At 66.4% G+C, this 12,469-nt stretch carries 15 protein-coding genes; 3 read left to right on the plus strand and 12 right to left on the minus strand.

Annotation, left to right across the window (positions count from 1 at the left end; translation table 11 throughout):
- Positions 1-471, minus strand: a complete 471-nt coding sequence (locus tag OLX23_RS13515; RefSeq protein WP_264445509.1) for a (2Fe-2S)-binding protein — start codon at positions 469-471, stop codon at positions 1-3.
- 261 nt (positions 472-732) lie between these two features.
- On the opposite strand from OLX23_RS13515, the gene OLX23_RS13520 reads away from it, so the two are divergent.
- Positions 733-1,638: a LysR family transcriptional regulator gene (locus OLX23_RS13520; protein ID WP_264445510.1), complete on the plus strand. Its 906-nt coding sequence runs from the start codon at positions 733-735 to the stop codon at positions 1,636-1,638.
- 45 nt (positions 1,639-1,683) lie between these two features.
- Here the strand turns inward: OLX23_RS13520 and OLX23_RS13525 are convergent, their stop codons facing one another.
- The 11 genes from OLX23_RS13525 to OLX23_RS13575 form a co-directional block, all read right to left on the minus strand.
- The gene (locus OLX23_RS13525; protein ID WP_264445511.1) at positions 1,684-2,097 is read right to left on the minus strand and encodes a putative quinol monooxygenase; all 414 of its coding nucleotides are present in this window, start codon (positions 2,095-2,097) and stop codon (positions 1,684-1,686) included.
- Between the two features lie 26 nt (positions 2,098-2,123).
- Entirely contained in the window at positions 2,124-2,981 is an 858-nt protein-coding gene (locus OLX23_RS13530) for a VOC family protein (RefSeq protein ID WP_264445512.1), read from the minus strand.
- A gap of 109 nt (positions 2,982-3,090) precedes the next feature.
- Positions 3,091-4,101, minus strand: coding sequence for an aldo/keto reductase (locus tag OLX23_RS13535; protein WP_264445513.1), 1,011 nt, complete (start codon positions 4,099-4,101; stop codon positions 3,091-3,093).
- Between the two features lie 171 nt (positions 4,102-4,272).
- Positions 4,273-5,520, minus strand: coding sequence for a hypothetical protein (locus OLX23_RS13540; RefSeq protein ID WP_264445514.1), 1,248 nt, complete (start codon positions 5,518-5,520; stop codon positions 4,273-4,275).
- A gap of 13 nt (positions 5,521-5,533) precedes the next feature.
- Positions 5,534-6,712: a sulfotransferase family protein gene (locus tag OLX23_RS13545; protein ID WP_264445515.1), complete on the minus strand. Its 1,179-nt coding sequence runs from the start codon at positions 6,710-6,712 to the stop codon at positions 5,534-5,536.
- 13 nt (positions 6,713-6,725) lie between these two features.
- A complete protein-coding gene (locus OLX23_RS13550) occupies positions 6,726-7,202 on the minus strand; it encodes a nuclear transport factor 2 family protein (protein ID WP_264445516.1) in 477 nt (158 codons plus the stop codon).
- 72 nt (positions 7,203-7,274) lie between these two features.
- The gene (locus OLX23_RS13555) at positions 7,275-8,708 is read right to left on the minus strand and encodes an AMP nucleosidase (protein WP_264445517.1); all 1,434 of its coding nucleotides are present in this window, start codon (positions 8,706-8,708) and stop codon (positions 7,275-7,277) included.
- Between the two features lie 142 nt (positions 8,709-8,850).
- Positions 8,851-9,444 carry a 50S ribosomal protein L9 gene (gene rplI, locus OLX23_RS13560; protein WP_264445518.1) on the minus strand — a complete coding sequence of 198 codons (594 nt, stop codon included), beginning with the start codon at positions 9,442-9,444 and terminating at the stop codon, positions 8,851-8,853.
- Between the two features lie 13 nt (positions 9,445-9,457).
- Positions 9,458-9,682: a 30S ribosomal protein S18 gene (gene rpsR, locus OLX23_RS13565; protein WP_264445519.1), complete on the minus strand. Its 225-nt coding sequence runs from the start codon at positions 9,680-9,682 to the stop codon at positions 9,458-9,460.
- A 3-nt stretch (positions 9,683-9,685) separates the two neighbouring features.
- Entirely contained in the window at positions 9,686-10,048 is a 363-nt protein-coding gene (gene rpsF / locus OLX23_RS13570) for a 30S ribosomal protein S6 (RefSeq protein WP_264445520.1), read from the minus strand.
- Between the two features lie 168 nt (positions 10,049-10,216).
- A complete protein-coding gene (locus tag OLX23_RS13575; protein ID WP_264445521.1) occupies positions 10,217-10,942 on the minus strand; it encodes a Crp/Fnr family transcriptional regulator in 726 nt (241 codons plus the stop codon).
- A gap of 176 nt (positions 10,943-11,118) precedes the next feature.
- On the opposite strand from OLX23_RS13575, the gene OLX23_RS13580 reads away from it, so the two are divergent.
- Together OLX23_RS13580 and OLX23_RS13585 are read left to right on the plus strand one after the other, a co-directional pair.
- Positions 11,119-12,072 carry a DUF808 domain-containing protein gene (locus OLX23_RS13580; protein WP_264445522.1) on the plus strand — a complete coding sequence of 318 codons (954 nt, stop codon included), beginning with the start codon at positions 11,119-11,121 and terminating at the stop codon, positions 12,070-12,072.
- Positions 12,073-12,130: 58 nt separating this feature from the next.
- Positions 12,131-12,469, plus strand: a complete 339-nt coding sequence (locus OLX23_RS13585; protein ID WP_264445523.1) for a hypothetical protein — start codon at positions 12,131-12,133, stop codon at positions 12,467-12,469.

The raw sequence follows: 12,469 nt of genomic DNA on the forward strand, positions 1-12,469 counted from the left end.
TCACGCCACCCGCTGCTTGGCCGCGGCGTGGATTGCCGCGCGGATCCGCGGATAGGTGCCGCAGCGGCAGATATTGCCCGTCATGGCTCGGTCGATCGCGGCATCGTCGGGCGCGGGATCGGCCGTGAGCAGTGCTGTGGCCTGCATGATCTGACCCGCCTGGCAGTAGCCGCACTGGACCACTTCCACCTTGAGCCAAGCATCCTGGACGGCCTTGCCGACGGGCGTCTTGCCGACCCCCTCGATGGTGAGGACTTCCGCCTCGCCGACGGCCGAGATCGGCGTGACGCAGGATCGTCGCGGCAAGCCATCGACGTGAACCGTGCAGGCGCCGCACAAGGCGACGCCGCAGCCGAACTTGGTGCCGGTCAGGCCGACCAGATCGCGCAGCGCCCACAGGAGCGGCGTGTCGGGTTCGGCGTCGACGTCGTGGATTTCGCCATTAACTTTCAGCTTCACGGCATTCCCCATGAACTGGTTAAAATCAGCGAAAGACAGGATCGCCTCAAGATTGCGATTCGTTCAAGTATTATTGTGGGATTTCGATCGATGATGATCGATGTTTCTTTCGAACGGAGCTTATCTATATTCGGATGTATATAGTATAGGTTGGCCGTGACGATGTGGCGGTGGTGCGGGTGATCTGATCGCTGGGGTCACAGATTGCGCGACTTTACTGCGCCGGCGCGCTAGCCTTTGCGGCAATCTCCGAAAACGGATCACAGGTGGGGCATGGACAATCGCGCCGGCGAGATGATGGTGTTCGTTCGCGTGGTCGAGACCGGCAGCTTTTCCGAGGCGGCGCGGAACCTGCTGATGACGCCTTCGACCGTGTCGAAGCTGATTGCGCGGCTCGAAGCGCGGCTCGGCGTGCGGCTGATCGAGCGGTCGACGCGCCGACTGGCGCTGACCGGTGAAGAGCAGTTCTACTACGAGCGCAGCCAGGCGCTGCTGGGCCAGCTTGACGAGACCGAGCAGCAGATCGCCCAAGGCGGTGCCGAAGCCGAGGGCCTCGTCCGCGTGACGTCCTCGGTGACTTTCGGCACGGCGGCGTTGGAGCCGATCCTGCCGGACTTTCTCGAAGCCTATCCGCGGATCGTGGTCGATCTCTCGCTGTCGGACGATGTCGTGGATCTTTACCTCGATCGCACCGACGTCGCGATCCGCGTGGGCAAGCTCCAGGATTCGAACCTGATGGCGCGCAAGATCGGCGAGACGCGGCGGCGCATCGCGGCCGCGCCGGCCTATCTCAAGCGTCACGGCGTGCCGCTGACGCCCGAGGACCTGGTCGCGCACAACTGTCTGGGGTTCAACTTCCGCCGCGCCAACCCGGTCTGGCCGATGCGCGAGGGCGGGCGCATCGTCGAGCGGATGTTGAGCGGTTCGCTGCTCGTCAACAATGGCGATACCCTGCGCCGCATGGCGATCGCCGGTGTCGGTGTGATCCGACTGGCCGACTATCATCTGCGCGGCCCCATCGCGCGCGGCGAACTCGTTGAGATTTTGGCCGACAGCGACATCGGCGAGACCGACGACGTGCACGCGCTGTTCCGCGGAAGCCAGTTCCTGCCGGCGCGGGTCCGGGCCTTCCTCGATTTCGCGGTGCCGCGGATGCAGCGTTTCCTGGCGGAGGGGTGAGAGAAAAGGGCCGGGACGCGTGGTTCGCCCCGGCCGTTCAGCGCGCTACCGCGGGCCATGCCCGAGGACTTCCATCCGCATGACCTGAACCCCGCCCTCGGCGAGCTGGGGCAGTTTGGCGAACCAGTCCTTGACGTAGGGCATGGCGTTGTGTGCCTCGAAGTCCGCCAGGCTGGCAAAGACCTCGTAGAAGACGAAATGGCCGGGCGCTGCGCGATCTTCCTGGAGGAAGTAGACGAGGTTCTTGGGATCGCTGCGGACCAGTGCCACCAGCGGCAGCGTGGCCTGGCGCAGTTCGGCTTCCTTGCCGGGCTTGGCGCGGACCTCTGCGACGATCGAATAGGCGCCCGCGGGTATCTGGGCGTAGCGGATCCCCTCGGCTTCGCGAGCCGTGGCGGAGGCGAGCGGCGTGGCGGCCACGAGTGCGGCGATCGCCAGGGTTTTCAGCATGTCGGGCATGGTCCGTCTCCTTTCCCTTCGCACGATCATCGCGCACCGGTCAGCGCGCGCTGGCGGGCGGCGAGGGTGTTGGCGAAGCGCTGCTTGACCGGGCCGATCGCCTTGACGAATTCGAGCTGTTCGCCCTCGGGGCCCTTGCAGTAGATCAGCTCCCAGCCGTCCGAGGGGGCGACGGTCACCTTGTTGGTGTTGGCGCTCTGCGGCGCGGCCTTGCGCTCCGCTTCGCTGTTGACGCGGATGATGCGGTTCGCCCGCACCTGGGTCATGCCGCGGCGCGCGGATTCGGCCTCGAGGTCGGTGATGAACTTGTTGAAGTCGACGTCGTCGCGGACGTGGAAGCAGATGTGCATCATGCGCGGGAAGGCCGGGCTCATGTGCTGGACCGGCTCGGCGAAGGCCTTGGGCCCGCCCATCGGCTGGTCGGCATTGCGGTATTGCAGCAGCTCGATCACGACGTTGTCGAACTGGATGAAGCGGACGTCGAGCCGCTGGGCGCCGCCGCGCAGGTCGGGAACGCCGATCGTGCGCGGATTGACGCCGAGTTCGTTGGCCTGGATGTCCTGATCGGCCAGCAGCGTGTTGTGGACCGTGTCGCCCTGGAAATCGCCATGGCGGAAGACTTCGGTGCCGCCGAGGACCTCGGTGTAGAACTCGTAGGCGCGCTCCATGTTCTGCACGGTCAGGCCGAAGTGCTGGACGCCCTGCAGCCGGGCGCCGAGCGCGCCGCTGTTGCGCGCCTCCGGCGAAAGACCGTCGATGCCGCCGGTCGGGGCGGGGGCGGCGAGGGCCGTGCCGGCGGTGGCGGCAGCAACGGCGGCTCCGGCACCCATCAGCAGGTCGCGGCGGCCGAGGTTCGTCAGATGATCGGTAGCGTGGTCGGACATGATCGGTCTCCTTTCCTTGCGATCGAGATGCGCCGATCGCGGGCGCGTGGACCCTTCCGGCAGAAGCGGGGGCTCCTGCCGGTGGGGTATTCGGGGACAATGCCGGGCCTCAGTCGGCGGTCGGCAGGGGGGCGTCGGGATGGACGAGCCCGGCCGCGCGCAGATCGCGCCAGAAGCCGCCGGGAATGATTTCTTCGAGCGCCGCGCGATCCTCGGCGATGCGGCCCGGTCGGCTGGCGCCGGGGATGACGGCCGCGACGGCGGGATTGGCCAGGGCGAACTGCAGCCCGGCGGCCTTCATGCTGATCCCGTGGCGATCGGCGAGCGCGTTGATCCGCGCCACCTTGTCGAGAATGGCCGGGGTTGCGGGCGCATATTCGAAGTTTGGCCCGCCGACGAGCGCGCCCGAGCTGTAGGGCCCGCCGACGACGATCCCGAGGCCGCGTTCGGCGACCAGCGGCATGACCCGCTGCAGCGCGCGATCGTGGTCGAGCAAGGTGTAGCGGCCGGCGAGCAGGAAAGCGTCGGGGCGCGGCTCGTCGAGTTCGAGCAGCAGTTCGATCGGTTCAACCCGGTTGACGCCGAGGCCCCAGGCCTTGATCACGCCTTCGTCGCGCATCCGGTCGAGCGCGCGGAACGCGCCTTTGCGTGCGCTCTCGAAGACGCTGAGCCATTCGTCGCCGTAAAAGTCCTGCGCAACGTCGTGGACGAAGGCCACGTCGATGTGATCGGTGCCGAGCCGCTTGAGGCTGTCCTCGATCGAGCGGTAGGTGGCGTCTTCGGAATAGTCGTTGACGACCTTGTTGGGGCGGCCGTGGGCGAAGACCCCGCCCTTGTCGCCGTTGTCGCGGGCGCCGTCTTCGATCTCGTCGAGCACGACGCGGCCGACCTTGGTGCTGATCACGTATTCGTCGCGGGGCTTGCCGGCGAGGGCGGCGCCCATGCGGATCTCGGCAAGGCCGGCGCCGTAGAACGGCGCATTGTCGAAATAGCGGATGCCGTCGTTCCAGGCGGCTTCGACCGTCGCGCGCGCTTCCGCTTCGGGAATGTCGCGGAACATGTTGCCGAGCGGCGCGGCGCCGAAGCCGAGCTTGCTGGGGAGGATGTCCTTGAGTGCCATGGCTGCTAACCTTTCGTTCCATCCCGGACGGGGTGTCCGGCGTCGAACTCTGGAATAGGTCACCCTTGGGCGGGGCAGTAGGTAGGCGGTGATCTCAGAACTTTTGAGCCCGGTTCACAAATAGGCCGTGCCCAAACCAGGCTTCTGTCCGCGGCATGGCGGAAGGCCTGACTAGTCTTCGGCGAACCTGCGGACAAAACCCGTCCGGCGCAAGGCGATCTGCTCGGCGCGGCTTGCGGTGTCGATCCGCACCACGCCGTCGGGCAGTTCGCGCTCGATCTCGTCGAACCTCACCTGCCGGACGTTCATCCACGGATCGGGATTGTCCGTGTCGCGGCGGAAGGCCTGCCAGCGCTGGCCGAAGATCACGCGCTCGAGCCCGCCCGTGTCGATCCAGTTGTGCACGCCGGGATCGCGATGGGCGATGACGAAGGTGAAGTCGCCGTCTTCGTCCGCGGCCATCTGCCGCATGTTGAAGCTCGACGTCCGGTTCCAGTAGTCGATCGACATGTGGAAGGCGTCGGTCAGCATCAGGTTGCGGAATTGCGCGCCGGCGGCGTTTGAGCGGACGATCAGCGCATCGCCGTCGCCGAGTTGCAGATTGCCCTTGGTCCCGGCCTGCGTCGCCATGCCGCCGAAGGCGGCCGAGGACATCGGCGGGCGAATGTCGTTCGGCGGCTGCCCGGCGCCCGACTGCGTGCAGTAATAGCTGTAATAGACGTTATCGAGCGCGATCCGCGCGCAATGCTGCGCCATCGCGTCTTCGCTCTTCGCGCCATGGCCGGGGTCGAGCCTGGTCACTGTCAGCGCATTAGCGCTTTGCGTGTTCCAGTCTCCCAGGGCGTCGCGGACCATGATGAAATCCGCGCCGGGCTTCGTCTGGATGTGGTTGGGCCGGCCCGCGGCCGGGGTGTCGTCGACTGTGATCACGAAACTGCCGTCGTGGTCGAATTCCATGTCCAGGCTGTCGAGCAGGGCCTGCGTCACCGGTGAGGCGGTGTTGTCCGCCATCAGCGAATAGTTGACCGTCGGCGGCTCGGCGCAGGTCGGGCGTCCCCGAATCTCGTAGCGGCCGCCATGGGCGATCGGGATCGTGCGATAGATGAAGTCGGGGCTGTCGCCGGCCCAGCGGGACCCGGGTACGTCGCGACCGAACCAGCGATGCGCCGGCGCCATGAAGCGCGCGACTTCGGGATTGTTCGGATCGCCGTTGGCCGCGCGGAAGGCATGGTGGAACATGTATTCGTCGATCATGTTGTCGAAGCGATCGGCCTGATCGCGCGCCGGCCAGCCGGCAACGTTCTTCCACAGCATGGTGACCACACCGCGCACGCGCTGCAGGTCCGAGCGCGCGAGCAGCGCCATGGCGCGGTCTTCGATCCGGCGCTGGGCTTCGGTCGCAAGCGGGTTCGTCACCATCGCCAGGGTCCTTTCAGGCCAGCTCGAAACGCTGGGTATAGTCGCCGAACAGGTCCTCGACCCAGGCGCGGTCGAGCCCGAAGGCCTCGTAGCTGTAGGGATAGCGACCGAACCGGTCGGCGGCATTCTCGGGATCGGCCAGCCAAGCCTGCACGCGCGCTGCGAATTCCGGTGTCACGGGCTCGCCGTAGCGCTCGTAGACCTTGCGGACGGCCGCCAGCGGATCGCGCGCGACTTCGCGGAACGACAGGTGAAGGATCCGCGGATCGTCGATCATGTCGCTGGCGATCAGCCGGTCGAAGGCCGCCTTCATCCCCTCGACATGGCTGCGCGCCTGGCTCGACCAGTCGCCGGGATAGCCGCGGATCGCGTCATAGGTGATCGCGCGGATCGCGACGTTCGAGGCATAGATCTCGCCCAGCGGCCGGTGCGCCCAGACGCAGAGCGCGTCGGGATAGACTTCGAACAGCGCGTCGAGATGCATCTGTGCCGAAGGTCCTTTGCAGGCCCAACGCGTCTTGCCCGTGTTCCATTGCAGATGCTGCAGCATCTGCTTGTGGAAGCGGAAGACCTCGACCTGGTTCTCGGTCGGCACGACGAGGCCGGGCTCGAGCGTCGGCACGCGGTAGAAGTGGAAAGGGTAGGCACCGTGCAGGTCCAGGCTGAACAGCTCCTCGTCCTCGATCAGCCCGTAGGCGCCCTTGTCGACGTAGGGATGCGTGAGCTTGTGCGAGGGGCAGAAGTCCATCCAGGCTTCGACCCGCCGCCGCGAATGGGCGATGCGCTCGCTGGCGATCGGTCCGAGGCCCGGCGGCGGCGAGGGCGAATGCATGTGCCACGATTGCGGGCTCAGCACCGCCGGATCCTCGGCGAGCAACGAGTGAAGCATCGTCGTGCCCGAACGGGCGAAACCGATGATGAAGATCGGTCGCTCGATCGTCTCCTCGGCAATCGCCGGATAGCGCTGGCGGTCGAGCGAGACGCGCAGGCGATTGGTCAGGACGGCGCGGAACTGGTCGCGCATCGCCCAGACCTGATCGGGCGAATAGGGACCGCGTTCGTTGATCCAGTCCACCAGCCGCGCGAGCCGCGCCACCAGCGCCGGTTCAGCGAGCCCATAGGCGCCGCTCTCGCGTTCGGCGAGCGTAAGGATCTCGTCGGCGTCGAGGTTATCCCGCAGATGACCGCCCATGCCGCTCCCCTTTCTAGCGCCAGGCATCGGCGGCAGGCGTCAGCCCGCGCAAATGGCCCGTGCCGTCCTTGCCGGCGATCAGCGCCGGCTGCGGACAATCGGTCTCGATGCGCAGATAGGACAGCGCCATGGTCTTGATGTACCAGCGGCCGTCACGCTTGACGTAGGTCTCCAGGTAGTGGCCCCAGCCGTGGTTCTGCTTGCCGTCTTCCCAGATATTGTAGTCCTCGAGCACCCAGACGCCGGTGGCGCTATCGGGGCCGGTCAGGTCGATCTCGGGCATGTGGCCGTGGTGGACGCTCTGGACGATCGTCAGGCCACTGGCATAGGCGCGGAAATCGGTGCGGCCTTCGTACTTGCCGCCACCCGCGAGGCTGAGATCGACCACGCAGTCTTCGGCGAAGACGCCCGCGTAAGTGTCCCAGTCCTTGCTGTCGAGCGAGCGGAAATAGCGCGCCTTCAGCTTCTTGATCTCCTCGACGTCGTCCATCGGCTCTCTCCTTTTTGCGATTCTGTGTCGCATAGGGAGAGGCTAACGGACGACGCGGGAGCAGCGCAAGGCTTAGCGGAACGGCGGCTCGTTGAACGCGCGCAGCTTGCGCGAGTGCAGGCGGGCGCCTTCCTGGCGGAGCAGGTCGCAGGCGATCACGCCGATCTTGAGATGCGCGGCGATCGCCTCCTCGTAGAAGCGGTTGGCCTGGCCGGGCAGCTTGATCTCGCCATGGAGCGGCTTGTCCGAGACGCAGAGCAGGGTGCCGTAGGGCACGCGGAAGCGATAGCCCTGGGCGGCGATCGTCGCGCTCTCCATGTCGATCGCGACCGCGCGCGACTGGCTGAAGCGGTGCGCCGAATGGGTGTAGCGCAGCTCCCAGTTGCGATCGTCGGTGGTGACGACCGTGCCCGTGCGCATGCGCTTCTTGAGATCGGCGCCGCCGGTGCCGCTGACGATCTCGGCGGCCTTGGCGAGCGCGACCTGGACCTCGGCGATCGCGGGCAGCGGAATCTCGGGCGGCAGAACCGGATCGAGCACATGGTCGTCGCGCAGATAGGCGTGGGCCAGCACGTAGTCGCCGATGCGCTGGGTGTCGCGCAGGCCGCCACAGTGGCCGATCATCAGCCAGGCCTCGGGGCGGAGCACGGCCAGGTGGTCGCAGATCGTCTTGGCGTTCGACGGGCCGACGCCGATGTTGACCAGGCTGATGCCCTCGCGGCCCGGTGCGATCAGGTGATAGGCGGGCATCTGGTGGCGCCGCCAGGCGGTGTCGCTCATCCGCTCGCGGGCGTTTTCGGTCGGCTTGTCGAGATAGAGCCCGCCGGCGCCCGAGAGTGCGGTGAACTCGTCCTTGCCGAGCTGCTGGCCGGCCCAGTCGACGAATTCGTCGACGTAGCGATGATAGTTGGTGAACAGGATGTAGCGCTGGAAGTGCTCGGCCGGGGTGCCCGTGTAATGGGCGAGGCGTGCCAGGCTGAAATCGGTGCGCAGCCCGTCGAACAGCGACAGCGGGATCGGCGCGCCGGGCATGTTGACCTCGATCCCGTCGGCCAGTTCGTCGCCGATGTGGGCGAGGTCGGTCGAGGGGAAGTGCAGTGCGAGCTCGTTGGGGCTGACGCTCCCGAGGCCCGAGCTGGCGTCGATCACGTAAGGGAAGGGGATTTCCTGGTTCGAGGGACCGACTTCGACGCGAATGTCGTAGTCGGCGGCGAGCAGGCCGAGCTGTTCGCCCAGGTAGTCGGCGAAAAGCGAGGGACGGGTGACCGTCGCGGCATAGGTGCCGCCGTGGCCGAGGCGGCCGAAGGCGCGCGTCACATCGGGGCGGTGCTCGCGGCCGGCGTAGTGGACGCGCAGCTCGGGATAGCACCAGGCGTTGTCGCGGCGGCGTTCGGGCGGGGGCAGGGTGCCCTGGCCGGCATAGGCGGCGACGTCGGCGCGGAGCGTCTCGACGGCGGTTTCATAGATCGTGGTGAGTTGGGCGATGATCTCTTCGGGTGATGTCATCGCCTTCTTGTATCGCGCGACTGTGGCAAAGCAAAGATGGTTCTATCCTCCCTGTGCCCGGGAGGATGAAGCGGGCACGGCGCCAACAAAAAAGCCGCCGTCCCGGAGGACGACGGCCTTTTTGTGCGAAACGCTACGAAGCTCAGGCTTCGGTGGCGTCCTCGGCCGATTCCTCGACCGCGATTTCGCCGGGCTCGGCGTTCGGATCGAAAGCTTCGGTGAAGCCCGAAACTTCCTGTTCGAACATCGCGGCCATGACGTCGACGCCCTGGGCCTGCAGGTCGGCTTCGTCGGGCGAACGCGCGACGTTGACCTTGACCTGGACCGAGACTTCGGGGTGCAGCTGAACGCGAACGTCGAACACGCCGATGGTCTTGATCGGGCGCTCGAGCACGATCATCGCCTTGGTGACGTTGGCGCCCTGTTCGTTGAGGCCCTCGACGATGTCGCGGACCGAAACCGAACCATAGAGCTGGCCCGAGTTCGACGAGGCGCGGATGAGCACGATGCTCATGCCCTCGACCGAGGTGCCGGCCTTCTCGGCCTCGCCGCGGCGAGCAGCGTTGTCGGCTTCGATCTTCGCGCGGTTGGCTTCGAAGACCTTGAGGTTCGCCGCGTTCGAGCGGAGAGCCTTCTTGTTCGGCAGCAGGTAGTTGCGCGCGTAGCCGTCCTTGACGGTCACGACGTCGCCGATGCTGCCCAGCTTCTCGATGCGCTCGAGGAGGATGATCTGCATGGTCTTTCCTCCCTTACTTCACGAGATACGGCAGAAGGCCGATCTGGCGCGCACGCTTGATGGCCTGGCCCAGCTCACGCTGCTTCTTGGCCGAAACCGCGGTGATGCGGCTCGGGACGATCTTGCCACGCTCGGACATGAAGCCTTGGAGCAGGCGCACGTCCTTGTAGTCGATGGCGGGGGCGTTCTTGCCCGAGAACGGGCAGGACTTGCGGCGACGGAAAAATGCACGTGCCATGGATTATGCCTCCTCGCGGTCGCGGCGACGGCTACGCTCGCGGTCCGACTTGCGCATCTGGACCGAGGGGCCTTCCTCGAGAGCGTCGACACGGACCGACATGTAGCGGATCACGTCTTCGTTGATCTGCGTCTGGCGCTCGAGCTCGGCGATGACGCCGGCCGGAGCCTCGATGTTCAGCAGAACGAAGTGCGCCTTGCGGTTGCGCTTGATCTTGTAGGCGAGATTCTTGAGGCCCCAGGTTTCGGTCTTGACGACCTTGCCCTGGTTCGACTCGATGATCTCGGTAGCGGTGGCGGCCAGCGCATCGACCTGCGCCTGGCTCAGATCCTGGCGTGCCAGGAACACGTGCTCGTAAAGCGGCACGGCGGCTTCCTTATATCTGTCTAACCGATCGCTGGCTGATCCGCGGGATTGCGGGGCCCCTCCGGCTTTCTTCGTTTCCCCGCGCCTTCGACAAGCTCAGGATGAGCGGGGAAGCGGCGGCCCTTAGCGATTCTGTGGGGAAAAGCAAGCGCGGCTTGCGGCTGGGGCCTAGTCTGCCGACAGGCCGGCTCGCTGCGCCACGCCGACGTCGCCGGCCGCCGCGCGGACGATCTCGGCCAGTTCGGCGACGTCGTTGATCCGCAGCTCGCGACCCTGTTGGACGGCGATGCCCTGCTTCTGCAGGTATTGCAGCTCGCGCGTCACCGCCTCGCGGTGGGTGCCGATGCGCGCGGCGAGCTGGGCGTGAGTGGGGGCAGAGGTCACGATCGCCTCGTTGTTGGCGACACCCGCGTCGAGGCTCAAGCGCAGCAGCTCGCAGTGCAGGCGGTTGCGCACCGCCAGCGCGTTCAGTTCGAAGATGCGCTCGGTCTGCAGGCGGATGCGGCCGACCAGACGGCGGGCCAGCCAGTCGGCATGGGCCGGTGTGCCCAGCGCGACGCGGCGAAAGGTTTCGGCCGAGATGCAGGCGAGCGCGCAGGTACCCGTGGCGGTGACGGTGGCCGAGCGCGGCTGCTCGTCGATCGCGGCGAATTCGCCGAACAGCTCCCCTGGGCCGAGATCGGCAAGGCTGATTTCGCGGCCGTTGAGCGAATAGAGTTCGACGCGCAGGCTGCCCTCGAGCACGACGAAGACGTCGGTGGTGCGATCCTGATGGCCGATGACGATCTGGCCCGGGCGCAGGGTCACCAGCCGCGCGTGCGGTTCGAGCTCGACGCCGAGCGTCTCGGGCAGGAGCCGCGAGAGAGCCTGCAACTGGCTGTTCGGTTTGACCATCGTGCCCCCCAGTGAAGTCGCGCGGGAGACTATGGCCTTGCGATGACCACGTCCAGCGGCCAGGCGTCGACCGGGCATCGCCTGTCTTGCCCGGCGTTCTGGCGCTCGGACTTGCGCAAGCCGGCTCGGCCCGGCACACCCGCGCTTCCTTCCCGTTAGATGAAAGCTCGATCTGCATGCCTTCCGGCCTTGTCGCCCTGCTCGACGACGTTTCCGTTATCGCCAAGGCCGCGGCCGCATCGCTCGACGACGTCGGCGTGGCGGCGGCCAAGGCCGGTTCGAAGGCCGCGGGCGTGGTGATCGACGACGCCGCGGTAACGCCGTCCTACGTCACCAACTTCACGCCTGATCGCGAACTGCCGATCATCGCCAAGATCGCCAAGGGATCGCTGTTCAACAAGCTGGTGATCCTGTTGCCGGCGGCGCTGGTGCTCAGCGAATTCCTGCCTGCGGCGATCACCCCGATCCTGATGCTCGGCGGCCTGTTCCTGAGCTTCGAGGGCGCCGAGAAGATGATGGAGAAGTTGGGCGGCGCCAAGCATGGCGAGACGCTCGAGGATCCGATCGAGGACGTCGCCGAGTTCGAGCGTCAGCGCACTTCGGGCGCGATCCGCACCGACCTGATCCTCTCGGCCGAGATCATGGCCATCGCGCTCGGCGAAGTCGCTGAGACGCCGCTGCTCGAGCGCGCCGTCGTGCTCGCGATCGTCGGCGTGATCATCACCGTCGCGGTCTATGGAGCGGTCGCCTTTATCGTGAAGATGGACGACATCGGACTGGCCCTGGCCAAGCGCAGTGACGCCCTGTCGAAGCAGGTCGGCCGCTTCCTGCTCTGGTCCATGCCGCATGTCATGTCGCTGCTGTCTTCGGTGGGTACCGTGGCGATGCTGTGGGTCGGCGGGCAGATCGTCGTGCATGGCCTGCACGTGCTCGGCCTGCATGGCCCGTCGGACGTGATCCACGGCGCCGAACATGCCGTGGCCGAGGCGACCGGTGCTTTGGGCGGCCTGTTCGGCTGGCTGGTCAACGCCGGGCTCTCGGCCGTGGTCGGCCTCGTGCTCGGTTCGATCGTCGCGGCAGGCGTTCACCTGCTGCAGAAGCTCGGCGTGCTCAAGTCGGTCAGCGCCTGAGGCGCCCCGTAGAGAAATAGGGCCAAGGCAAAACGGGTCGTTAAAGGAAGGGAATGCGATGGGTGCGAATATCGTTCACCGCCTCGGCGGATTGCTGTGCCTTGCGATTGCCGCGGGCTTCGGCTGGTTCCTGATCTGGCAGCCGCTGCAGCAGGCCGAAGCACATGTGCCGACCGTCGAATACAGCCTCAAGGCCTTCGTCCTCGTACCATTCGCCGCGGTCTTCGGCCTGTTCTTCCTGCTCGTCGGCAATTCGGTGCCCTACCGCAACGTCGAGAAGCAGAACCTGACCCCGGCGGGCTGGATCCTCTTCGCGATCGCTGCGGCGGTGAGCGGACTGGCCTTCTGGTACTTCAAGACGCGCTTCGCCGAACTCGGCTACATGGACGGCGTCTGA

Source organism: Novosphingobium sp. JCM 18896 (assembly GCF_025938095.1).
Taxonomy (GTDB): Bacteria; Pseudomonadota; Alphaproteobacteria; order Sphingomonadales; family Sphingomonadaceae; genus Novosphingobium.